Source organism: Nocardioides sp., assembly GCF_964229035.1.
Classification (GTDB): domain Bacteria; phylum Actinomycetota; class Actinomycetes; order Propionibacteriales; family Nocardioidaceae; genus Nocardioides.
In genome coordinates this window covers 14624-36858 of the sequence record NZ_CAXRAZ010000015.1, presented here as the reverse complement: position 1 = coordinate 36858, position 22235 = coordinate 14624, and the positions used below count along the sequence as shown (strand labels likewise).

The 22235-nt window shown below is 74.8% G+C and carries 19 protein-coding genes, 1 tRNA gene and 1 pseudogene; 14 read left to right on the top strand and 7 right to left on the bottom strand.

The features are described from left to right. Nucleotides 1-11 precede the first annotated feature (11 nt). The 8 genes from ACERUN_RS05385 to ACERUN_RS05350 all read left to right on the top strand — a co-directional run bounded on the left by ACERUN_RS05385 (nucleotide 12) and on the right by ACERUN_RS05350 (nucleotide 5886). Complete coding sequence (locus tag ACERUN_RS05385; RefSeq protein ID WP_370288785.1) at nucleotides 12-1433, top strand: UTP--glucose-1-phosphate uridylyltransferase; 1422 nt, start codon at nucleotides 12-14, stop codon at nucleotides 1431-1433. Next, nucleotides 1426-2637 carry a gephyrin-like molybdotransferase Glp gene (glp, locus tag ACERUN_RS05380; RefSeq protein ID WP_370288783.1) on the top strand — a complete coding sequence of 404 codons (1212 nt, stop codon included), beginning with the start codon at nucleotides 1426-1428 and terminating at the stop codon, nucleotides 2635-2637. The genes ACERUN_RS05385 and glp overlap by 8 nt, the downstream gene beginning before the upstream one ends. Then, the gene (gene moaC, locus ACERUN_RS05375; protein WP_370288781.1) at nucleotides 2634-3155 is read left to right on the top strand and encodes a cyclic pyranopterin monophosphate synthase MoaC; all 522 of its coding nucleotides are present in this window, start codon (nucleotides 2634-2636) and stop codon (nucleotides 3153-3155) included. Before glp ends, moaC begins: the two co-directional genes overlap by 4 nt. After that, nucleotides 3152-3676: a molybdenum cofactor biosynthesis protein B gene (locus ACERUN_RS05370; protein ID WP_370288779.1), complete on the top strand. Its 525-nt coding sequence runs from the start codon at nucleotides 3152-3154 to the stop codon at nucleotides 3674-3676. The genes moaC and ACERUN_RS05370 overlap by 4 nt, the downstream gene beginning before the upstream one ends. After that, on the top strand, nucleotides 3676-4368 hold the full coding sequence (locus tag ACERUN_RS05365; protein ID WP_370288778.1) for a GNAT family N-acetyltransferase: 693 nt from the start codon (nucleotides 3676-3678) through the stop codon (nucleotides 4366-4368). Before ACERUN_RS05370 ends, ACERUN_RS05365 begins: the two co-directional genes overlap by 1 nt. A 119-nt stretch (nucleotides 4369-4487) precedes the next feature. Continuing rightward, nucleotides 4488-5483, top strand: a complete 996-nt coding sequence (locus tag ACERUN_RS05360) for a hypothetical protein (protein WP_370288777.1) — start codon at nucleotides 4488-4490, stop codon at nucleotides 5481-5483. A 25-nt stretch (nucleotides 5484-5508) separates the two neighbouring features. Then, nucleotides 5509-5733, top strand: coding sequence for a hypothetical protein (locus ACERUN_RS05355; RefSeq protein ID WP_370288775.1), 225 nt, complete (start codon nucleotides 5509-5511; stop codon nucleotides 5731-5733). Nucleotides 5734-5813: 80 nt separating this feature from the next. Next, nucleotides 5814-5886 (top strand) — tRNA-Ala (locus ACERUN_RS05350). 247 nt (nucleotides 5887-6133) lie between these two features. Here the strand turns inward: ACERUN_RS05350 and ACERUN_RS05345 are convergent. After that, nucleotides 6134-6394 carry a GlsB/YeaQ/YmgE family stress response membrane protein gene (locus ACERUN_RS05345; protein WP_370288774.1) on the bottom strand — a complete coding sequence of 87 codons (261 nt, stop codon included), beginning with the start codon at nucleotides 6392-6394 and terminating at the stop codon, nucleotides 6134-6136. Between the two features lie 85 nt (nucleotides 6395-6479). Between ACERUN_RS05345 and ACERUN_RS05340 the strand changes: the two genes are divergently transcribed. The 6 genes and pseudogenes from ACERUN_RS05340 (at nucleotide 6480) to ACERUN_RS05315 (ending at nucleotide 14486) form a co-directional block, all read left to right on the top strand. Continuing rightward, entirely contained in the window at nucleotides 6480-6902 is a 423-nt protein-coding gene (locus ACERUN_RS05340; protein ID WP_370288773.1) for a VOC family protein, read from the top strand. Nucleotides 6903-6960: 58 nt separating this feature from the next. Continuing rightward, nucleotides 6961-8289, top strand: a complete 1329-nt coding sequence (locus ACERUN_RS05335) for an SWIM zinc finger family protein (RefSeq protein WP_370288771.1) — start codon at nucleotides 6961-6963, stop codon at nucleotides 8287-8289. Continuing rightward, nucleotides 8286-9815, top strand: a complete 1530-nt coding sequence (locus ACERUN_RS05330) for a DUF5691 domain-containing protein (RefSeq protein WP_370288770.1) — start codon at nucleotides 8286-8288, stop codon at nucleotides 9813-9815. Before ACERUN_RS05335 ends, ACERUN_RS05330 begins: the two co-directional genes overlap by 4 nt. Next, nucleotides 9812-10909 (top strand): annotated as a pseudogene (locus ACERUN_RS05325) (AAA family ATPase). Before ACERUN_RS05330 ends, ACERUN_RS05325 begins: the two are co-directional and overlap by 4 nt. A gap of 2 nt (nucleotides 10910-10911) precedes the next feature. Further along, nucleotides 10912-13260: a DUF5682 family protein gene (locus ACERUN_RS05320; RefSeq protein WP_370288769.1), complete on the top strand. Its 2349-nt coding sequence runs from the start codon at nucleotides 10912-10914 to the stop codon at nucleotides 13258-13260. Continuing rightward, nucleotides 13257-14486, top strand: coding sequence for a VWA domain-containing protein (locus ACERUN_RS05315; protein WP_370288767.1), 1230 nt, complete (start codon nucleotides 13257-13259; stop codon nucleotides 14484-14486). The genes ACERUN_RS05320 and ACERUN_RS05315 overlap by 4 nt, the downstream gene beginning before the upstream one ends. A gap of 132 nt (nucleotides 14487-14618) precedes the next feature. Here ACERUN_RS05315 and ACERUN_RS05310 read toward each other — a convergent pair whose 3' ends face one another. The 6 genes from ACERUN_RS05310 to ACERUN_RS05285 form a co-directional block, all read right to left on the bottom strand. After that, complete coding sequence (locus tag ACERUN_RS05310; RefSeq protein ID WP_370288766.1) at nucleotides 14619-15869, bottom strand: RNA polymerase sigma factor; 1251 nt, start codon at nucleotides 15867-15869, stop codon at nucleotides 14619-14621. After that, entirely contained in the window at nucleotides 15866-16216 is a 351-nt protein-coding gene (locus ACERUN_RS05305) for a YciI family protein (RefSeq protein WP_370288765.1), read from the bottom strand. Before ACERUN_RS05305 ends, ACERUN_RS05310 begins: the two co-directional genes overlap by 4 nt. Before the next feature lie 142 nt (nucleotides 16217-16358). Then, nucleotides 16359-17114, bottom strand: coding sequence for a DUF998 domain-containing protein (locus ACERUN_RS05300; protein ID WP_370288764.1), 756 nt, complete (start codon nucleotides 17112-17114; stop codon nucleotides 16359-16361). A gap of 47 nt (nucleotides 17115-17161) precedes the next feature. Further along, nucleotides 17162-17932: a DUF998 domain-containing protein gene (locus ACERUN_RS05295; RefSeq protein WP_370288763.1), complete on the bottom strand. Its 771-nt coding sequence runs from the start codon at nucleotides 17930-17932 to the stop codon at nucleotides 17162-17164. After that, nucleotides 17929-21210 (bottom strand): bifunctional lysylphosphatidylglycerol synthetase/lysine--tRNA ligase LysX, encoded by a 3282-nt coding sequence (gene lysX, locus ACERUN_RS05290; RefSeq protein WP_370288761.1) that lies wholly within the window; start codon nucleotides 21208-21210, stop codon nucleotides 17929-17931. Before lysX ends, ACERUN_RS05295 begins: the two co-directional genes overlap by 4 nt. A 64-nt stretch (nucleotides 21211-21274) precedes the next feature. Beyond that, nucleotides 21275-21937 carry a DedA family protein gene (locus tag ACERUN_RS05285; RefSeq protein ID WP_370288760.1) on the bottom strand — a complete coding sequence of 221 codons (663 nt, stop codon included), beginning with the start codon at nucleotides 21935-21937 and terminating at the stop codon, nucleotides 21275-21277. Nucleotides 21938-22235: the final 298 nt, after the last annotated feature.

The window sequence follows — 22235 nt, the reverse complement described above, 5'->3', positions numbered from 1 at the left end:
CGATCGCGGGTATGGGTAGCAGCGGCCGCAAGGGCGGCTCGGACGCAGGCCTCGAGAAGGCGCGCGCGAAGATGGTGGCGGCCGGGGTCGACCCCGTCGCGATCGAGAACTTCGCGCACTACTACCGCCTCCTCGAGCACGGTGAGACCGGGATGATCCCCGAGTCGAGCATCGAGCCGGTGGAGATGGAGTCGCTGGCTGACGTCGAGATCGACGAGCAGGTCGGCGCCGACGCGCTGGCCGCCACCGCGGTCATCAAGCTGAACGGCGGGCTCGGCACCTCGATGGGCATGGAGCGCGCGAAGTCGCTGCTGTGCGTGCGCCGCGGGCTGAACTTCCTCGACATCATCGCCCGCCAGGTGCTGGCCCTGCGCGAGCAGCACGGGGTGCGCCTGCCGCTCATCCTCATGAACTCCTTCCGCACCTCGGGCGACAGCCTCGACGCGCTCGGCCGTTACGCCGACCTTCCGGTCGAGGGGCTGCCGCTGGAGTTCCGCCAGAACATGGAGCCCAAGCTCCTGCTCCCTGACCTCACGCCCGTCACCTGGTCGCGCGACCCCGACCTCGAGTGGTGCCCGCCGGGCCACGGCGACATCTACACCGCCCTGCGCGGCTCGGGCCTGCTCGACCAGCTCATCGAACAGGGCTTCCGCTACGTCTTCGTCTCCAACTCCGACAACCTCGGCGCGGTGCCCACTCCGCGCACCGCCGGCTGGTTCGCCTCCTCGGGCGCCCCGTTCGCGATCGAGGCCGTGCGCCGCACGCCGTCGGACCGCAAGGGCGGCCACTTCGCCCGCCGCCTGGCCGACGGCAGGCTGGTGCTGCGCGAGACCGCGCAGACCGCGCCCGAGGACCAGGCCGCACTGGCCGACCTCGATCGCCACCGCTACTGCTCCACCAACAACATCTGGTTCGACCTCCACGCCATGCGCGCCACGTTGGAGGAGCGCCACGGCATCCTCGGCCTGCCGCTGATCCGCAACGAGAAGACCGTCGACCCCTCCGACCCTTCCTCGCCGAAGGTCGTGCAGATCGAGACCGCGATGGGCGCGGCCATCGAGGTCTTCGAGGGCGCCCGGCTCGTCGAGGTCGGCCGCGACCGCTTCATCCCGGTCAAGACCACCAACGACCTGCTCGTGCTGCGCTCCGACGTCTACGAGATCGGGGCCGACTTCTCGCTCACGCAGGTCGCCACCGACGTCCCCTTCGTCGACCTCGACTCCGCGCACTACAAGTTCGTCGGCGAGTTCGACAAGCGGTTCCCCGAGGGGGCGCCCTCCCTGGCGAAGGCCGACTCCTTCACCGTGGCGGGCGACTGGACCTTCGGCCAGGGAGTGCAGGTCGTCGGCACCGTCGAGCTCAGCGGCAAGGGCGCCCAGCGCGTGCCCTCCGGCGAGGTGCTCAGCGGAGACGCCGACCCCACTGATGGGTGATCCGCGCCCGGTCGAGGATCACCGCGACGCCGTGCGCGGCGCGGTCCGCCCGCTGACCCCCGTGCGCGTGCCGCTGCTCGAGGCGGTGGGCCGCCGCGTCGTCGAGGACGTCGTGGCGCCGCGCGACCTGCCCGCCTTCGACCACTCCGCCATGGACGGCTTCGCGGTCCGGGCCGCCGAGGTCGCCTCGGCCCGCGCCGATCGGCCGACCGAGCTGCCGGTGAGCGCGCTCGTGCCCGCCGGCACGCCGGGCGGCACGCTGACCCCCGGTGCGGCCGTGCGGATCATGACCGGAGCCCCGCTGCCCGAGGGCGCCGACGCCGTCGTGCCCTTCGAGCTCACCGACCGCGGCGCCGACGTCGTCGCGGTGCGTGCGGGCGTCGCCGCGGGCGAGCACGTTCGACGACGTGGCGAGGACGTCGAGGCGGGGGCGGTCGTCGTCCACGCGGGGGAGGTGCTGCGGCCCGCCCGGGTGGGTCTGCTCGCCGCCGTCGGCGTGCGCGAGGTGCTCGTGCGCCCGCTGCCCCGGGTGGCGCTCGTGGTCACCGGCGCCGAGCTGCTCGGCGACGCGGGAGAGGCGGGCGTGGTCGAGAGCAACTCCACCCTGCTCGCCGCCGCCGTAGGGTCGGGCTCGGCCGGCACCGTGGCTTCGGTGGAGGTCGTGGGCGACGAGCCCGCCGCCTTCCGCGCGGCGCTCGACCGTGCCGTCGCCGCGGCCGACCTGGTGGTCACCACCGGCGGCATCTCGGTGGGCGATCGCGACGTCGTGCGCGGCACCCTGCACGCCGAGCCCGACTTCTGGTTCGGGCCCGTGGCGATGAAGCCCGGACGCCCGCAGGGGCACGGCGTCGTCCGCACGCACGCCGGCCGGGAGGTGCCGGTGGTCACCCTGCCCGGCACACCGGTCGCCGCCTACTGCTCCTTCCTGCTCTTCGCGCGCCAGGCGCTGGCCGCGCTGGCCGGCGAGGCACCCGCGCGCAGCTCGCTGCGCTCGGCCAGCGACCTCGAGCTCGGCGCGCGCACGGTGCTGCTCCCCGGCGTCGTGGACGACGAGGGCGCGGTGGTGCCGCTGCCCGGTCACGTCGGCCACGCGCAGAGCCTGCTCGCGCAGGCGGAGGTGCTGATCGTGGTGCCGCCGGGGGAGGGGTCGCTGCCGGCCGGGGGCGACGTGGAAGTCTTGTGGTGCGAGGAGGCGACACGATGAGCGAGCAGCAGGGCGCAGGTGCGGGCGCACAGGCCGGCGGGCAGACCCGCCTGACCCACGTGGACGACGCGGGCGCGGCGCGCATGGTCGACGTCTCGGCCAAGGAGGTCACCCACCGGGTGGCCGTGGCCTCGGGGCGCGTGTTGGTGTCGGCGCGGGTGGTCGAGTTGCTGCGCGGCGAGGGCGTGCCGAAGGGCGACGCGCTCGCGGTGGCCCGCATCGCCGGCATCATGGGCGCCAAGCAGACCCCGCAGCTCATCCCGCTGTGCCACCCGCTCGCGATCTCCGGCGTCACCCTCGACCTCGAGGTCCTCGACTCCCCCGAGCCGGCCGTGGTGATCACCGCCCAGGTGCGCACCACCGACCGCACCGGCGTGGAGATGGAGGCGCTCACCGCCGTGTCGGTGGCCGCGCTGACGGTGGTCGACATGGTCAAGGCCGTCGACAAGGGCGCCGTGATCACCGACGTGCGCGTGGAGTCCAAGACCGGCGGCAAGTCCGGGGACTGGGCCCGATGAGCGCCGCCGATCTGCCCACGCCCGCCCTGTCCGCCGTGGTGGTGGTGGCCTCCAACCGCGCCGCCGCCGGCGTGTACGACGACACCACCGGCCCGCTCATCGTCGCCGCCCTGCGCGAGCTCGGCTTCGCGGTGGGCGATCCCGTCGTCCGCCCCGACGGCGAGCCGGTGGGCGAGGCGATCGCTGAGGCCATTGCGGCCGGGGCGCGCGTCGTCCTCACCACCGGAGGAACGGGCCTCACGCCCACCGACCGTACCCCCGAGGTCACCCGCCCGCTGCTCGACCGTGAGGTGCCGGGCATCGCCGAGGCGATCCGCGCCGCCGGCACCGCCAAGGGCGTGCCCACCGCCGCGCTCTCGCGGGGCCTGGCGGGCGTGGCGCGGCACACCCTCGTGGTGAACCTGCCGGGTTCGCGCGGCGGGGTGAAGGACGCCCTCGGCGTGCTCGAGCCCCTGCTGGTGCACGCCGCCGAGCAGATCGTGGGCAGCGACCACACGCCGGGTGGTCCGGGGCAGCAGTGATGGCGCAGGACGGTGCCCGCGAGGCCGCGGGCGGGAGCGGCGGCGAGCACCGCCCGCGCATGGTCGTGGGCGTGCCCGGTCGCGCGTGGCCCAACGAGCTCGTCTCCGGCACCGACCCCGTCGTGCGACTGCGGCCCATCCGCGCCCGCGACGGCGCCGCCTGGCGCACCGCGCGCCGTCGCAACGCGGCCTGGCTGGCCCGCTGGGACGCCACGGCCCCGCCGGGTGCCGACGCCCGACCGCTCACCTTCCGCGCGCTCGTCAAGCGGCTGCGCCGCTCCGCGCGCCGGGGCCACTCGTTCCCGTTCGTGGTCGAGGTCGACGGGCAGTTCGCCGGGCAGGTGAGCGTCAACAACATCGTGCGCGGCTCGGCGCAGTTCGCCTCGGTGGGCTACTGGATCGACCAGCGCTTCGCCGGCAAGGGCGTCATCCCGCGGGCGGTGGCGATGGTCGTCGACCACGCCTTCTTCGTCGCCAAGCTGCACCGCATCGAGATCTGCATCCGCCCGGAGAACTCCAACTCCCTGCGCGTGGTCGAGAAGCTCGGCCTCCACGAGGTCGGCTACGCCCCCCGCTTCCTGCACATCGACGGCGACTGGCGTGACCACCGCATCTTCGCCGTCACCCGCGAGGACGTCCCCCGCGGCCTGCTCGCCCGCCTCGAGGAGCGCCTCGAGTCCGGCGAGGCCTGACCGCCGAGGTGGCAGATCTGGTGCGTCGAGGTGGTGGGATTGCTCGCCCGAGGCGGCTAATCGGTGACACACCGCCGCGCCTGCGCCGTGAGCAGCGACTCCGCTCCTAACCTCGGCACGTGGACCTCAGCGCACTGATCTTCGTCGCACTCGCCGTGGCGTGGGTCGTGTACCTGGTGCCCAAGGTGCTCCGCTACCACGAGGACGACGCCGCCACCCGCAACGTCGACGGCTTCTCCGACCGCCTCCGCGTGCTCGCCCGCCGCGACGCGGTCTCGTCGAAGGAGTCCGCGCTCGTCGCCGAGGGACGCTCGAAGCAGGCCGAGCCGGAGCCGGTGAAGGACGACGCTGCCGTCGTCGAGGAGTCCGACCTCGTCGACCACGCGGAGCAGATCGAGCAGCCCGCGGAGCCCACCCCTGCTCCGCGTGCCGACCGCATCGACCGCGCCGTGCGCCCGTCGGGTCGCCCCGCCGAGCGCCCCGTGCTCACCCCCGAGGAGCGCCGTCGCCGGCGCCTGCGCCGCGCCGCCGCCCAGCGCGCGGCCGCACGCCGACGCCGGGTGCTCGCCGTCCTGGTGCTCGCAGTGGTCACCGTCGTGGCGCTCGCCTCCGCCGGCGTCCTCGCCTGGCCGTGGACGACGGCCCCCACCGCCCTCGTGGTGGCGTGGCTCGTGCTGTGCCGGGTGATGGTCCGCCGCGAGCGGGCCGTGCGGGTGCGCCGTCGCCGCACCACCCTCGCCGACACCGTGCTCGCCGACGAACTCGCCGAGGACGACGCCCCCGTGGCCCCCGTGGTTCCCGTCGCCGAGGAGCAGACCGACCTCGACGTCGCGCTCGCCGACGACCCCCGCACCGACGAGATCCCCGTGGTCTCCGCTGCCGCGGAGGTCGACAACGGCTGGACCCCCGTGCCCGTGCCGCTGCCCACCTACGTGGCCAAGGCCCCGGCCGGGCGCACCGTGCGCACCATCGACCTCGACTCCACCGGCGTGTGGAGCTCGGGTCGCAACGAGGCCGACTCGGCCCTGGCCCGCGAGGCCGAGGCCCAGCGCGCCGAGCAGCAGTCGTCGTCCGAGAAGGACGCTGACCAGCAGCGCCGCGCCTCCGGTTCCTGATCGCGTGGCCGGGTACCCGGCGTCCATGACCCAGCACCAGAGCCCCGACAGCCCCGACCACGCCGACCTGGTGGACGACGAGCAGCAGCGCGCCGCCTCCGGCAGCGCCGCCCAGGGTGTGTCGCCCGACGCCGACCACGCCGATCCCACGGGCGTGATCGAGGAGGCCCGCGAGCGATCCGCGGAGTCCGCCGATGACGAGCAGGACGAGCTGCGTCCTCCCGGCCACGCGGACGACGACCGCCTCTGAGGCACCGCAGCGGAGCCGGTGCGCGCCGCCAGCCCGATTCGGGACGCCGCGTCGGTTGGTGCTAGCGTTGGATCCGCTCTGGGGCTGTGGCGCAGTTGGTAGCGCGTCTCGTTCGCAATGAGAAGGCCAGGGGTTCGAATCCCCTCAGCTCCACCGGACACAGCAGGACCCGCCCTCCGGGGCGGGTCCTGCTGTATTGCGGGGACTGCCGTGCCGTCACCACGCACGATGACCGTCCAAGTAGCGCGACGCCTCAAGCACTGGGGTCCTACAGGACGGGCGCTGAGCAAGGTGGCGCTTGAGGGCCCAGGTCCGCGATGCACGAAAGGCCCCGACCGACCGGTCGGGGCCCATCATGCGTCTGCCCCCGCGCCTTTCGGCGCGGTGCGTCGACCGCTGCTCAGGCGTGGGCGCGGCTCTTGCCGGCGACGCCCTCGGCGACACCGATGAGCAGCACCGCGGCCACGACCGCGAGGACGAAGCCGATGATGTTGAGCTCCCAGATGCTGCCGGTGCCGAACGCCTGAGCGATCACGCCACCGATCAGCGAACCGACGAGGCCGAGGCCGAGGGTGGCCAGGATGCCGAGGTTCTGCCGTCCGGGCTTGATGAGGCGCGCGAGCGCGCCGATGATGAGGCCAGCTACGAGGAATCCGATCATGCCCGGGCTGTACCCCGATCCGGTGCGGCTATGTCGGTGCACTGCGGCCGTGGTCGGCGCCCACCCCCGTGCCAGTGTGGAACGCATGCCCATCGCAACCACCGCCGTCCACCACGTGCGCCTCACCGTTCGCGACCTCGCCACCTCGCGCCGCTTCTACGACGACGTGTTCGGGTGGGACGTCGCCTACGAGCTGCCGCCGGACGCCGACGAGGCGACGCGCGAGCAGCTGTCCTTCCTCTTCGGCGGCCTCATCTACGCCACGCCCTGGGGTCTCTTCGGCCTCCGCCCGGTGGCGCCCGGCGGCGACACCTTCTCGGAGGACCGCGTCGGTCTGGACCACGTGTCGCTCCTGCTCGCCGACCTGCCCGCCCTCGAGGACGCCGCCCGCCAGCTCGACGAGCTCGGCATCGCCCACGAGCCGATCAAGGACGCCGGCGGGCTCTCGATCCTCGAGTTCCGCGACCCCGACAACATCGCGCTCGAGCTGTCGGCCCCCACCGGCTGATCGACCCCTTCCACCGCGGCGCCCCCGATCCGTCGGGGGCGTCGTCCATGATGGGCCGGTGAGCTCGCGTTGGGACCTCGCGGCGGTCGAGAAGGCCGCCCCGGACGCTTCGTCGCTCGCGGCTGCCCGCAAGCTCGCGAAGCCCGGCCCGTGGTCCGAGACCGGCAGCACGGAGTCGCTCGTCTGGGGCAAGTGCCAGGGCTCGGGCAAGGTGCCCTACCAGGTGAGCATCGACCTCGCGGGCCCCGCCTACCGGTGCAGCTGCCCGAGCCGGAAGTTCCCCTGCAAGCACGCCCTCGCGCTGCTCCTGCTGTGGGTGCGGGGCGACGGCGCGGTGGCTGAGGCGGCCGAGGCGGCGGGCTTCGCGGGCGCGTGGGCGCAGCAGCGCAGTGAGCGGGCCGGCCGTGCGGAGGCAGCGGCGGAAGGGGCCGCAGCACCCCCGAAGCCGGCCGACCCGGAGGCGCAGGCCCGGCGTCGCGCCGAGCGCATGGCCACAATGAGCGCCGGCATCGACGACTTCGGTCTCTGGCTCACCGACCTCGTGCGAGCAGGCACGGTGGCCGCGCGTCGTCAGCCCTGGGCCTGGTGGGACGCCGCCGCCGCACGCCTCGTCGACGGTCAGCTGCCCGGGCTGGCCGAGCGGGTGCGCGAGATGGGCTCGCAGGTGAATGCTCGCGACGACTGGGCCGATCACCTGCTCGAGGAGGTCGGCCGGTGGTGGGCGGCGGTGCGCGCCTGGCAGCAGTGGCAGCACCTCGACGCCACCACGCGCGCCGACCTGCGGGCCTACCTCGGCTGGGCGCAGAGCACGGACGACGTCCGCGCCGGCGAGACCGTAGCCGACACCTGGCTCGTGCTCGGTGCCCACCGCAGCGACGACGGCCGGCTCCAGCAGCAGCGCACCTGGCTGCGCGGGCGGCGCACCGGCGAGACGGTGCAGCTGCTCGACTTCGCGGCTCAGGGCGGCCCGCTGCCGATGGCCCAGCTGGCGGGCAGCGCGCTCGAGGTGTCGCTCGCGCTCTATCCCGGCTCCCGCCCGCGGCGCGCCCTCATGATGGGCGACCCCGCAGCGGCCGACCTCGACGACCGCCCCGGCGGCAGCACCTTGGCCGCCGCCTTCGCCGCCTTCGCCGCCGCGCACGCCGACAACCCCTGGGTCGCGCGGGTGCCCGCCGTGCTCGAGGCCGCAGTGCTCCTGCCGGCCCGCGAGGGCGCGGCCGCCCAGGTCGTGGACGCCGACGGTGTCGCGCTGCCGCTGCTCGGCCCGGTGCCGTGGTCGGCCCTCGCCCTCACCGGCGCCGCGCCCACCCTCGTGGTGGGCGAGCTGGAGGCGGAGGGCTTTCGCCTGCTGAGCGTGCGGGTGGACGAGCGGATGGTGGCGGTGTGAGCGCGCCCGAGAGCGGGTCGCCGGCACCGCGCCCATCGAGCCCATCGAGCCCACCAGGCCCGGATCTCGCGGGGTGGTGGGGCAACCTCACCGCCGCAGCGCTGCTCGGCACGGCTCGTCGTCCGCCGCCGGAGGTGCCGGACGTGCTCGGCGGCGCGCGCTCGGGCGCCGGCGCGGAGGTCGCCCTGCTCGACGCCGCCGCCCTCGGGGCGGTCCTCCGCCGCGCGGGGGCCGCGCCCCGGCGCGCCGAGGAGGTCGACGCGGCCGCGGCCGACGCGCACCCGGCCGCGCCCGCCCGCGCGGTGCAGCTGCTCGAGCTGCTGCTGCACCAGACCCCCGTCGGGCCGGTGCTCTCGCCGCGTCTGGTCGAGCGGTGGCTGCTCACCTGCGTGCAGCACGGTCGCCGCGCGCCGCACCACCTGCTGCCCGAGCTGCTCGACCTCGCGGCCCGCGAGCCGTGGCTGCGCGAGGCAGTGCTCGCCGCCGGCGACCACCGCGCCGCGTGGCTCGTGCGCGTCAACCCGACGTGGGCGTCGTCCGCCGCTGCGGCAGCCTCGACCACGCGACCCGAGGGCGTGGACGCCGACGCGTGGGCGCGCGAGACCCGCGAGCGTCGCGCCGAGCAGCTGGAGACCCTGCGCTTGAGCGACCCCGCCGCCGCTCGTGCGCTGCTCGAGACGACCTGGCGCACCGACAGCGCCGCTGATCGGGTCGCGCTGCTCGCGCTGCTGCGCACCGGGCTCGGTGACGCCGACGAGGCCTTCCTCGATGCTGCGCTCGACGACCGCTCGGCCAAGGTGCGCGAGATCGCCGCGGAGCTGCTCAACGCCCTCCCGGGGTCGGCTCGGGCCCTGCGCCACGCCGAGCGCCTGCGTCCGCTCGTGCGCCGCACGGGGTTGGTCCGGCACAAGCTGGAGGTCGAGCTGCCGCCCGAGCCCGACGCGGCCGCCGTCCGCGACGGGCTGGTCCGGCCGAAGGGGGTCGGCTCGGTGCGCGCCTGGTGGCTGCAGCGTCTCGCTGCGGGCGCGCCCCTCGAGGTCTGGACCGACGCCAGCGGCACCGGTCCGGCCGGCACCTGGCGGATGATCGAGCAACCCGAGGTGCGCGCCGGCATCGTGGAGGCCACGCTCGCCCGCGGCGACCTCGCCTGGGCCGCCGCTGTCGCCGGCGACCTCTGGCACCCGCGCCTGCTGCGCCTGCTGCCCGCCGAGCAGGTCGACCAGGTCGCCACACGCCACCTGCGCGACGCCACCACCCTCGACCAGGTCGCGACGATCGTCACCTCCGCCCCGGCGCCCTGGGGGCCGGGCTTCGCCCGCGGCGTCGTCGAGCGGCTGCGGGGCGAGAAGGGCTCGCCCCTGCTGGTGAACCAGCTGGTGGTGCCGCTCGCCACCGGCCTCGACCCCGTCGCGCTGCCCGCGCTCGGGGCGTGGCGCGAGCGCCTCGAGGGCGGGCCGCGCGATTCCGTCGGACGGATCTGCCAGTATCTGGCTCTCGTCCCCGCCCTCTCGGAGGCCTTCGCATGACCGATGCACCCACCGCACCCGAGGGAGTGCTCCGCGCCCACGCCGAGAGCGAGTTCGCCCACGAGCTGGCCGCCCTGGCGCAGGTCGACGACCGCCCGCGCCCCCCGCAGTGGCGGCTCTCGCCGTGGGCGGTGGCCACCTACCTCCTCGGCGGCGAGGCCGGCGGGGTGGCGATCACGCCCAAGTACCTCGGCTCGCGGCGGCTCGTCGAGATCGCGGTCGCCTCGCTCGCCACCGACCGCGCCCTGCTCCTGCTCGGCGTGCCCGGCACCGCGAAGTCGTAGGTCAGCGAGCACCTCGCCGCCGCCATCAGCGGCGACTCCACGCTCGTCGTCCAGGGCACGGCGGGCACGCCCGAGGAGTCGCTGCGCTACGGCTGGAACTACGCCCGGCTGCTGGCCGAGGGGCCGAGTCGCGAGGCGCTCGTGCCCAGCCCGGTGATGCGGGCGATGGACGCCGGCTCGCTGGTGCGCATCGAGGAGCTCACCCGCATCCCCGCCGACGTGCAGGACGCCCTGATCTCGATCCTCTCCGAGAAGGCGCTGCCCATCCCCGAGCTCGACGACGAGGTCCAGGCGCGTCGCGGCTTCAACGTGATCGCCACGGCCAACAACCGCGACAAGGGCGTCAACGACCTCTCCTCCGCGCTGCGCCGCCGGTTCAACACCGTGGTGCTGCCGCTGCCCAACACCCTCGAGCAGGAGGTCGAGATCGTGCGCAGCCGGGTGGCCTCGCTCGGTCGCGCCCTCGACCTGCCGCCCGAGGTCGAGGCGCTCTCCGAGATCCAGCGCGTCGTTACCATCTTCCGCGAGCTGCGCTCGGGCACCACGCTCAACCAGCGCACCACCATCAAGCAGCCCAGCTCGACGCTGTCGACCGCCGAGGCGATCTCGGTGATGACCAACGGACTCGCCCTCGCCGCGCACTTCGGCGACGGGCGCATCCGCGCCGACGACGTCGCGGCCTCCCTCACCGGAGCCGTCGTGAAGGACCCCGTGCAGGACCGCATCGTGTGGCAGGAGTACCTCGAGACGGTGGTCAAGGACCGCCCCGAGTGGGCCGACCTCTACCGCTCCTGCCGCGAGCTCGGCTGACCGTGCCACCGCCCGACCGTCCCGCGACGCGCGTCGAGGTGCTCGGGGTGCGCCACCACGGTCCGGGCTCGGCCCGCTCCGTGGCCGCGGCGCTTGCCGAGCTGCAGCCCGACGTGGTCGTGATCGAGGGTCCGCCCGAGCTCGACGGCCTGCTCGACCTCGCCGGTCACCCCGACCTCGTGCCGCCCGTGGCCGCGCTCGCCTACGCCGTCGACGCCCCCCGCCGCGCGGCCTTCTACCCGCTGGCGGAGTTCTCGCCCGAGTGGGTGGCCCTGCGCTGGGCGCTGGCCCACGGGGTCGAGGTGCGCTTCGCCGACCTGCCCGCCGTCCACGCGCTGGCCGAGCCGCCCGACACCGCGCCCGACCCCGCGCCCGACCCCGCGCCCGACACCGCGCCCGACCCCGCGCCCGCGCCTGCCCCCGAGGTGGCAGCCGCCTCCGACCCCATCGGCCGACTGGCCGAGGCGGCAGGCTACGACGACGCCGAGCGCTGGTGGGAGGACGCCGTGGAGCACCGGGCGTCGTCCACGCTGGAGCGTTTCGCCGCGATCCGCGAGGCCATGGCGGCGGTGCGCGAGAGCGACGGCTGGGCCGATCGCGACGAGGAGAACCAGCGGCGGGAGGCCGCGATGCGTCGCGTGCTGCGGGCCTGCGTGAAGGAGGGGCGCGAGCGTGTGGCCGTGGTGTGCGGTGCCTACCACGCGCCCGCGCTCCACCCCGACGCCTTCCCACCCGCCGCCCACGACAACCGGCTGCTCGCGCGGCTGCCGAAGACCAAGGTGGCCGTCACCTGGGCCCCGTGGACGGCGGACCGTCTCGCCTTCGCGAGCGGCTACGGCGCCGGCGTCACCTCGCCGGGCTGGTACCAGCACCTCTTCGTCACCTGGCAGCGCGCCGCCATGGCGGGAGAGCCGATTCCCGCCGATCCGGGCGACCTCGTGGTCGCCGGGTGGCTCACGCGCGTGGCCCGCGCCCTGCGCGAGGAGGGCCTCGCCGCCGCACCGGCCACCGTGGTCGAGGCCGCACGGTTGGCCGAGGCGCTGGCCACCGTGCGCGGGCGACCGTCGGTGGGGCTGAGCGAGCTCAACGACGCCACCGAGGCGGTGCTGTGCGAGGGCTCCTCGCTGCCGCTCCAGCTCGTGCACCGTCGCCTGATCGTGGGCGAGCAGCTAGGTCGGGTCCCGGAGGAAACCCCGATGGTGCCGCTCGCGCGTGATCTCGAGCGCCAGCAGCGGGCGCTGCGCCTCAAGCCGAGCGCGTCGGCCACCACGGTGGTGCTCGACCTGCGCAAGGAGTCGCAGCGTGAGCGCTCGCTGCTGCTGCACCGGCTCCGCCTGCTGGGCATCCCCTGGGGCGAGGAGGGCGACGCGGGGCGCACCACCGGCACGTTCAAGGAGGCCTGGACCCTGCAGTGGGATCCGGAGTTCGCGGTCGCCCTCGTCGAGGCGGGCCTGCACGGCACCACGGTGGTCGGCGCCGCCGGTGCGCTCGTGGCCGAGCGGGCGCGCACCGCCACCGACCTCGCCGCGCTCGGCGCGCTGGTCGAGCAGTGCTTCGTGGCCGAGCTGCCCGAGGCACTCGACGCCGTCACCGAGGCGCTGAGTCGCCAGACCGCCCAGCAGCACGACGTCCTCGGCTTGCTCGAGGCGATCGAGCCGCTGGCGCGCACCCGCCGCTACGGCGACGTGCGTCAGGCCGACACCTCCGCGGTGGCCGCGGTGCTCGACACCGTGATCGTGCGGGCGGCCGTCGACCTGCGCCCCGGCTGCGCCAGCCTGGACGACGACGCCGCCGACCGCATGCGCCGCGCGATCGACGGCGCCCAGCGGGGCATCAGCCTGGTCGGCGAGGAGCCCGCGGTGTGGCGCGAGGCGCTGGTGGCGGTGGCGGCCGACGACGCCGTGCACGGCGCAGTGTCGGGCCGGGTCAACCGGATCCTGCTCGACCTCGGCGTGCTCGACGCCGAGGAGATCGCGCGGCGCCTGAGCCGGCGGCTCTCGGTGGGCGCGGCCGCGCTCGCCGGCGCCGCCTGGCTCGACGGCTTCCTCGACGGCGACGTCATCCTGCTGCTCCACGACCACGACCTCCTGCGCCTCGTCGACGACTGGGTGAGCACGGTCGACGACACCACTTTCGAGGACCTCCTGCCCCTGCTGCGGCGCACCTTCTCCCGCTTCCCGCCGCCCGAGCGCCGCCAGCTCGGCACCCGCCTGAGGCGACGCGATGGCGTCGGCCCCGCGCAGCGATCGTCCGCGGGCGCCGAGCTCGACCTCGAGCGGGCCCTGCCCGCGGTGCGGCGGGTGGCCGCGCTGCTGGGGGTCGCGGCACCGAGCCCGGGGGAGACACCGTGACCGACGAGCAGGAGCCCGAGCACCGGGCGGTGAGCCGCGACCGCCTGACCCGCTGGCGGCTGGTGCTCGGCGGCGACCAGGCCGACGGCATCGGCGGCCCGGCCGGCGGTCCCGACGGCGAGTCCGGCGGAGGCGTGCAGCTGTCTCCGGACGACGCCGCCCGCGACGAGGCGCTCAGCCAGCTCTACGACGGCCGGCGCAGCTCCGGCCTCGGGCGCAGCGCGCCGCGGGTGGCGCGCTGGCTGGGCGACATCCGCACCTACTTCCCCAGCTCGGTGGTGCAGGTGATGCAGGCCGACGCGATGCACCGTCTCGGGCTGCACCAGCTCCTGCTCGAGCCCGAGCTGATGGAGGCCGTGCAGCCCGACCTCGCGATGGCCACGACGCTCGTGGGCCTCAACGGCGTGATCCCCGAGCACAGCCGCGCCACCGCCCGCGCGGTCGTGCGCAAGGTCGTCGACGAGCTCGAGGAGCGCCTGCGCAGCCAGACCGTGCAGAGCGTCACCGGGGCGCTCAACCGCGCGGCGTCCACGCGTCGTCCACGACCCGCCGACATCGACTGGGGCCGCACGGTGGCGGCCAACCTGCGCCACTACCTGCCCGAGCACCGCACGGTCGTGCCCGAGCGGCTGATCGGCCACGCGCGGCGCAGCACGCGCGTCGAACGCGACATCATCCTGTGCATCGACCAGTCGGGCTCGATGGCCGAGTCGATCGTCTACTCCAGCGTCTTCGGTGCCGTGCTCGCCTCGCTGCGCTCAGTGGCCACACGTCTCGTCGTCTTCGACACCGAGGTGGTCGACCTCACCGACGACCTCAGCGATCCGGTCGACGTGCTCTTCGGGGTGCAGCTCGGCGGTGGCACCGACATCAACCGCGCCATCGCCTACTGCCAGGGTCACATCACGCGGCCCGCCGACACCGTGGTGGTGCTGATCAGCGACCTCTACGAGAACGGCATCGCCGACGAGATGCTGCGCCGCGCCGCCGAGATCGTCGGCTCCGGCGCCACGATGATCGCGCTGCTGGCGCTGAGCGACTCCGGCACGCCGTCCTACGACGCCGCCCACGCCGCCGCGCTGGCCGAGATCGGCGTGCCCGCTTTCGCCTGCACCCCCGACCTGTTCCCCGACCTCATGGCGGCCGCGATCGAGCGCCGCGACATCTCCGCCTGGGCGGCGGCCAACGACGTCCGCACGGCGCACCGGATCGACGACGAGGTCTGATGATGTCGTCGGCCGTGCCCCCGTGGTGAACCGTCAGGCCTGGAGGGCCCGCGTCCAGCGCGTCGTCGCCCCTCGAGTCGTTGCGCCAGCCGAGCCCGCGCATCCCAGCAGGGCCGAGGGCCCAGGCGCCCCTCAGAGATCGCCCAGCCGCGCCCGCACCGGCTCGCTCAGCGGCAGAGCGGCCGCCCGCGCGGCGGCGGCCTCGGCGTCGTCCACGCGGCCGAGGCGTCGCAGGAGCGCGGCGCGCGAGGCGTGGAGCAGGGCGTAGTCCTCCAGCCCGCCGATGGCCTCGATGAGCACGAGCCCGGCCTCGGCTCCGTCGCGCTCGGCCACCGCCACCGCCCGGTTCAGCGCCACCACGGGGGAGGGGTCGAGGGTGAGCAGCACGTCGTACCACGACACGATCGCCGACCAGTCCGTCTGCTCCCACGACGGCGCCAGCGCGTGGCAGGCCGCGATCGCTGCTTGGACGACGTACCGGTCGGCCCGCAGCGACGAGAGCCGCAAACCCGTGCCCACGAGCACCACGGCCTCCTCGATCGCGGCGCGGTCCCACCGCGAGCGGTCCTGCTCGGGCAGCAGCAGCGGGCCGTCGGGGCCGGTGCGGGCGGCGGCGCGCGAATGCTGCAGCAGCATGAGCGCCAGCAGCCCGCAGGCGGCGGCGTCGTCCGGCTGGAGGCGCACGAGCAGGCGCCCGAGGCGCACGGCCTGCTCGGCCAGCTCAGGCCGGTCGAGCTGCTCGCCCTCGGTGGCGCTGTAGCCCTCGTTGAACAGCAGGTACACGGTGGTGAGCACGGCGGCCCACCGCTCGGGCAGCTCGTGGTCGGCCGGCACCCGGTAGGGGATGCGGGCCTGCTTGATCTTCTGCCGCGCGCGCACGAGGCGCTTCGCCACGGCGTCGGGGGAGCTGAGCAGCGCGCGGGCGATCTCGGGCTCGGTAAGGCCGCACAGCGTGCGCAGGGCGAGCGCGACGCGACTGGCCGGGGCCAGCGTCGGGTGGCAGCACGTGAAGAGCAGTCGGAGCAGGTCGTCGCCGAGCGTGGCGTCGTCCCCGTCGTCCGGAGCGTCATCCTGGGCGTCGTCGGAGGTGTCGAACGCGGGGTCCATCGCCCGCACCTCCTCCCGCCGTCTGCGGCTGCGCTCGCGGCGCAGCAGGTCGATCGCCTGGCGTTGGGCCACCACGCGCAGCCACCCGGTCGGGTTGTCGGGCACGCCGTCGCGCGGCCAGGTCTGCAGCGCCCGCACGACGGCCTCCTGCACGGCGTCCTCGGCGAGCGCGAGGTCGCCCAGGCGCCGCACGAGCGTGGCCAGGACGTCGCGTCCCGACTCCCGCACGAGCGACGCCAGGGCGCCGTCGGTCGACGCCCGCGAGGGCTCGCTCACCCCGCCATGGGGATGACGGGGCGCACCTCGACCGCGCCGGTCCAGGCGGCGGGGATCCTCGCCGCCGCCGCGACGGCCTCGTCGAGGTCGGCGCACTCGAGCAGGAAGAAGCCGGTCAGGGCCTCCTTGGTCTCGGCGTAGGGCCCGTCGCTGGTGACGACGTCGCCGCCCTTGCCGCCCTGCACCCGCACGGTGGTGGCGGTGGCGGTGGGATAGAGCGCGGCGCCGCCGCGGATGATGGCGGCGGCGGCCTGGCCGAACTCGCCGTACTCGGCCATCACGTCAGCGTGCTCGGGGGTGGTCCAGTCGACGTCCTGGCTGTAAATGACGGCGGCGTAGAGGGGCATGACGGTCTCCTTCGGGTGGCCCGGGGTCGGCCCCGGGATCGGCGGGACGAGCCGGTGCGTCGTCCTCGTGATGGTGACGCACGCCGAGGACGCGGGAGGACACTCCCGGGAGAAAAACTTTCGAGAAGAGGTGCGCGGAGGCTCAGTGCCTCGCGCGGCGCGCCCGCACGAGCAGCAGCGCGGGCACCGCGGCGACCCACAACCCGATGAGGGTGATCTGGGTGCGCTGCACGACGCCGAGCGCGTCGGTGTCGCCCGCCACCAGGAAGAGCACCGTCTGGCCCATCTGCGCCACGCCGAGCACGGCGGCCAGCACGCCGACGCCGGCCAGGGCGCCGCGCACGCGCGCGGGCACCTGGGTGCGATGCATCGCGCGGAGGCCGAGCGCCAGCAGGGCCAGGAACGACAGGGTGTCGGCGAGGCTGGCGATGCCGTGCATGTCGGTGGCCCGGGCGAACCACGAGGCGGCACCGCCGGTGGACACCGACTCGCCGAAGGTCATCGCGGCACGCAGCGGCGCCGCGGACTCCCACACCACGGCGAGCCCCAGGGCGATCACCGCCGTCCACACGGCCCGATGGACCCGCGCCGACCACCACGCCGCCGCGCCCCCGGCCGCCAGCAGCACGCCGCCGAGCAGGTCGGCGGAGCGGAAGAGGTCGGCGAAGGGCTGCCCGGTGGCCGAGAGCTCGCTGATGAAGCTGGTGGACACGTCGGCCCGCACGGGCAGCACGAACTGCAGCACCCAGTTGGTGTAGGCCAGGCCGCCCACCACGAGGAGGACGACGGCGACGGCTCCGACCGCCGTCCGGCCACCCTCGCCCGCCGCCGTCACCGCGGACGCGGACGCCGGCGCGGGCACGGCCCCGGGGTCGGCGCGGTGGGTGCTAAGGCTCACCCGAGGAGCGTAGGCAGGCCGGGGAAGCAGCCCGGCGGCTCGGATGGTCAGTGCAGGGCGGTGGCTGTGCGTCGGTGCCGCACCAGCACCAGCGCCGGCACGATCGTCAGCCAGGCCGCGGCGAGCGTGACCTCCGTGCGCTGCACGAGGCCGAGGTCGAAGGCGTGGCCGACGATGAGGAACATCGCGGCCTGCGCGGACTGCGCGAAGCCGAGCGCGGCCGCACCGAGCCCGATGCCGGCGATCACGCGGCGCACACCCAGGCCGAGCCCGCTGCGGCGCAGCGCGCGACCTCCGGTGACCAGCAGCGCCAGGAACGACAGGCTGTCGACGAGGCTCGCGATGCCGTGCGGCTCGGACATCCGCGCCCACCAGGCGGCCGTGCCCGCCTGCGGCGCGGGGCCGACGTCGAAGGTGATGGAGGTGGCCAGCGGCAGCGCCGCCTCGACCACCACGGCGATGCCGAGCGCGATCAGCGGGATCCACACCGCTGCGTGCTCGCGCGCTCGCGCCCACGCGGCTGCACCGCCGAGGGCCATCAGCACGCCGCCCGCGATGTCGGCGGCACGAAAGACGCCGTGGAAGGGCTGGTCGGCGGCCGAGAGCTCGCTGATGAAGCTGTGGCGCAGGTCGGCACTCACCGGCAGCACCAGCTGCAGCATCCAGTCGGCGTAGAGCACCCCACCCACCGCGAGGACGACGACCGTGGCCACGTCGAGCGCCCCGCCGAGCCGGCGCCGCCAGGAACCGGTGGGCGCCGCGGGCGCCGACGGGTCGGCGGCACCGACCTGCCGGGTCGGGCGATCGAGCGAGGTCAACGTCGTCCTCCCCCTGTGCGCTCGGTGGGTCGGGTCATCGGGTAGGCGAGGGTGTCGCGGATGCTTCCGCCGGAGATGAGCATCAGCAGCCGATCGATGCCCACGCCGAGCCCGCCCGTGGGCGCCATGCCCAGCTCGAGCGCCTGCAGGAACTCCTCGTCGACCACCATAGCCTCGGGATCGCCGCCCGCGGCGAGCAGCGACTGCCGCTCGAGCCGCTCGCGCTGCTCCACGGGGTCGGTGAGCTCGGTGTAGGCGGTGGCGAGCTCCATGCCGAACACGACGAGGTCCCAGCGCTCGGCGAGTCGCGGGTCGTCGTCCCGAGCGCGGGTGAGGGGGCACACCGAGGTCGGGAAGTCGATGTAGAACGTCGGCTCCACCGTGTTCGGCTCGACGAGCTCCTCGTAGAGGTCGAGCACGATCTCGTCGCAGGTGCGGTCCTCGGTGCGCACGCCGTGCTTCTCGGCCAGGCGCGCCCACTCCTCGACCGGGGTGTCGACCTCGACGTCCACGCCGAGCGCCTCCCGCACGGCGTCGTGCACGCGCACCGTGCGCCACGCGCCGGCGATCGAGACGCGCTCGCCGGGCCCGTCCTCGCCCGGGCGCACGAGCACCGGCTCGCCGTGCACGGCCGTGGCGGCGCGCACGACGAGGTCCTGGCACAGCTCGCGCATCGTGAGGTAGTCGCCGTAGGCCTCGTAGGCCTCCAGTGCGGTGAACTCGGGGTTGTGGGTGCGGTCGGCACCCTCGTTGCGGAAGACCCGGCCGAGCTCGAAGACGCGATCGGCCCCGCCGACGCACAGGCGCTTGAGGTAGAGCTCGGGTGCGATGCGCAGCGAGAGCGGCAGGTCGTAGGCGTTGCTGTAGGTCGAGAACGGACGAGCGTTCGCGCCGCCGTGCACGGTGTGCAGCACGGGGGTCTCGACCTCGAGGTAGTCGCGGTCGTGGAGCGCCCCACGCACCGCGTGCAGCACGGCCGAGCGCTGGCGGAGCATCGCGCGGGCGTCGTCGTTGACGGCGAGGTCGAGGTGGCGCTGGCGCACGCGCTGCTCGGGGCTCAGCCGGCCGCGTCCGGGCAGCGGGTGCAGCGACTTGGCCTGCATGCGCCAGGTGTCGGCCAGCACCGACCGCTCGCCGCGTCGCGAGCAGCCGACCTCGCCCTCCACGAGTACGAGGTCGCCGAGGTCGCAGTGCTCACCGAAGTCGGCGAGGGCCTGTGCCCCCACCCGGTCGCGCTCGAGCAGGCACTGCACCTCGCCCGTCCAGTCGCGCAGTGTCGCGAACACGACGCCGCCGTGGTCGCGCACCGCCACGAGCCGGCCGGCCACCGCCACCGGCGCCGCCGGCGCGTCCGCCGCGAGCACCTCCGCCACGGCCTGCGGACGACGCGCCGCCCGCGGATAGGGGTCCACGCCGGCCGCGGCGAGCGCCTCGCGCCGCGCCAGTCGCACCTGCACCTGCTCGGGGCGGCGTCGTCCGCGCGCCCGGCGCTCGCGGCGCTCGGCCACCGCAGCGACGATCGCCTCCGCCCGCTCGGGCTCCAGCGCGGGGGAGGCCATCCGCCGCCGCGCCTGCAGCCACTTCGGCACGTCGAGGAAGCCCTCGGCGATGCCGCAGGCGACGCCGATGCGCACCAGCATCCGGGTGTCGTCGAAGCAGAGGAAGCGCGGCACCCAGGTGGGCTCGAACTTCGCGTTCGACCGGTAGAGCGACTCCAGCTGCCAGCGGCGCGAGACGAGCAGGAGGAACCGCCGCCAGAGTCGCAGCACCGGGCCGGCGCCGATGCGCTCGCCCTCCTCGAAGGAGGAGCGCAGCACCGCGAAGTTGAGCGAGATGCGGGTGATGCGGTGCTCGCCCGAGCGTGCCGCGAGCGTGCTCACGAGGTACTCGATGACGCCGTTCGGCGCCTCGGGGTTGCGTCGCATGAGGTCGAGCGACACCCCCGCCCGCCCCCACGGCACGAACGAGAGGACGGCGAGGATCTCGCCGTCCGCGCCGAGGGCCTCGACGAGCAGGCAGTCGCCGTCGGCGGGGTCGCCGAGGCGGCCCAGCGCCATCGAGAAGCCGCGCTCGGGCTCGTCGCCGCGCCAGCGCTCGGCGAGCTCGCCCACGACCGCCAGGTCGGCCGCCGGCACGTGACGGTGACGGCGGATGCGGGTGGTGACACCGAGCCGCTCGAGGCGGCGCACCGCGCGCCGCACCTGCGGCAGCCGGGCGCGGCGGCGGTTGAGCACGGCGGTGTCGATGATGGCCTCGTCGCCGAGCTCGAGCGCGGTCAGCCCGGCGGTCTCGTAGGCGTGCGCGCCCACCTCGCTGGCGCCCATCACCGCGTGCGACCAGCCGTGCGCGTCGGCGAACTCCTGCCAGCGGGTGATCGCGCTGTGCCAGGCGTCGGGGTCGCCGATCGGGTCGCCGCTGGCGAGGCACACGCCGACCTCGACGCGGAAGAGCACCGCGGCGCGGCCGTCGTCGGAGAACACCGCCGCCTTGTCGCGACGGGTGGCGAAGTAGCCGAGGGAGTCGGCGTGGCCGTACTCGCCGAGCAGCGCGCGGACGGCGTCCTCGTCGGTGCGGTGCAGGCGCGGTTCGAGCGCCTGGGACTGGAAGAGGGTGGCGAAGCCGCTGAGGAGCGCGATGGCACCCATGAGCCCGAGCAGGTCGTCGACCGGGTCGGCGGGACGGCCGTCGAAGGCGCGGTTGGCGACCACGCCGCCGGTGACGCGGTTGAGCGACCACAGCCACTGCTGGTCGCCGGCGAGCGAGCCCGGGAACAGCTGGATCAGCAGGTAGCCGATGCTCGCACCGGCGAACATCAGGATCACCACCACGGCGCCGGCCTTGAACAGCGAGCTCTCGCGCACCCTGGTGGTGAAGCCGCCGCGTGCGGCCACCGCCGCGACGAGCAGGACGACCGCCAGCGCGAGCGCCATGGTGCTGCGCGGACGCAGGGCGAGCTCGCCCGCGGCGTCCGCGACGTTGATGACGGCCACGATGACCAGCACCCACCACCCGGCCCGCTTGCGGGTGCTCAGGGCGGCGGCGAGGATCCCGAGGAAGGTGGCGTAGGAGAGGTTGGGCAGCGCCAGGATGACGTGGTCGCTCAGGAACTCCAGCGAGGGTCCGGTGACGGCGCGCAGCGGCCGCACGAGCGCCACCGCGGCGCACAGCGCGGCCCAGGAGCCCAGGAAGGTGGCGAACGCCGACGGTGCCGCGCGGAGGAAGCGTCGGCGCAGCTCGCTCAGCGGAGCCCGTGACGTAGCGGGGGTCGTGGTCGCCACCCGCGAAGCATAGGTTCGACCACCGCCGGTGTCAGATACCCGCTGCGCCTCGGAGGAGAGCCGCTCAGGCCGTCGGACGCCGGGTGCTGCGCAGGCGTCGGGCGAGGAAGACGCCGAGGGCGACGAGCACCGCGGCGATCACCGCGACCTGGAGGACCCCGGCGTAGGACTCCACGACGTGCCACCGCTCGCCGAGGTGGTAGCCCGCGAGCACGAAGATCGTGTTCCAGATCGCGCTGCCGGCGGTGGTGAGCAGCGCGAAGCGCCACACCGGCATGGCCTCGACCCCGGCGGGCACGGAGATGAAGCTGCGGAACAGCGGGATCATCCGGCCCCAGAACACCGCCTTGTCGCCGTGGCGCGCGAACCACGCCTCCGCCCGCTCGACGTCGGCCACCTTCACCAGGGGCATGCGGTCGGCCGCGCGCAGGAGGCGCTCGCGCCCGAGGCCGCGCCCGAGCCCGTAGAGGGCGAGCGCGCCGACGACCGAGCCGATCGTCGTCCACACGAGCACCTCGACCAGGCCCACGGTGCCGCGGCTGGCCGCGAAGCCTGCGAGGGGCAGCACGACCTCGCTCGGGATCGGTGGGAACAGGTTCTCCAGCGCGATGACGAGACCGGCGCCGGGACCGCCGAGCGACTCCATCAGCGAGATGGCCCAGCCGGCCACGCCACCGGGCGCGGCAGGGTCCTCGCCTGCCGCGAGGGTGATAGTGGCCCCGCTCATGCCCCGAACCCTAGGAGAGTCGGCCAAGCCCCTCCGGCGTCGTCTCGGATGACGCGCGGTAGCCCCACCGGACGCGAGGTCGGGTGGGGCACCGCCGGACCGGGACGGTGTGGGGCCGCACCGGTCTTCATCGGGTGGGAACCCGCGGCTGAGCGTAGGGCGAGCCAACCCCACGCGCGTGTGATTCAGGATTTTCGGATCGCAGGTCCAGCCGATCGGACAGTTTCCGGGAGAAGTGCTTGCCAACAGCTAGCGCCCTCCATACCCTCGGTATCCGCAACTCCGGGTTGCACTAAGT

Coding starts and splice junctions, on each gene's coding strand:
- ACERUN_RS05385 (WP_370288785.1), top strand. CDS start 12: ATGGGTAGCAGCGGCCGCAAGGGCGGCTCGGACGCAGGCCTCGAGAAG.
- glp (WP_370288783.1), top strand. CDS start 1,426: ATGGGTGATCCGCGCCCGGTCGAGGATCACCGCGACGCCGTGCGCGGC.
- moaC (WP_370288781.1), top strand. CDS start 2,634: ATGAGCGAGCAGCAGGGCGCAGGTGCGGGCGCACAGGCCGGCGGGCAG.
- ACERUN_RS05370 (WP_370288779.1), top strand. CDS start 3,152: ATGAGCGCCGCCGATCTGCCCACGCCCGCCCTGTCCGCCGTGGTGGTG.
- ACERUN_RS05365 (WP_370288778.1), top strand. CDS start 3,676: ATGGCGCAGGACGGTGCCCGCGAGGCCGCGGGCGGGAGCGGCGGCGAG.
- ACERUN_RS05355 (WP_370288775.1), top strand. CDS start 5,509: ATGACCCAGCACCAGAGCCCCGACAGCCCCGACCACGCCGACCTGGTG.
- ACERUN_RS05345 (WP_370288774.1), bottom strand. CDS start 6,394: ATGATCGGATTCCTCGTAGCTGGCCTCATCATCGGCGCGCTCGCGCGC.
- ACERUN_RS05340 (WP_370288773.1), top strand. CDS start 6,480: ATGCCCATCGCAACCACCGCCGTCCACCACGTGCGCCTCACCGTTCGC.
- ACERUN_RS05305 (WP_370288765.1), bottom strand. CDS start 16,216: ATGCCCCTCTACGCCGCCGTCATTTACAGCCAGGACGTCGACTGGACC.
- ACERUN_RS05285 (WP_370288760.1), bottom strand. CDS start 21,937: ATGAGCGGGGCCACTATCACCCTCGCGGCAGGCGAGGACCCTGCCGCG.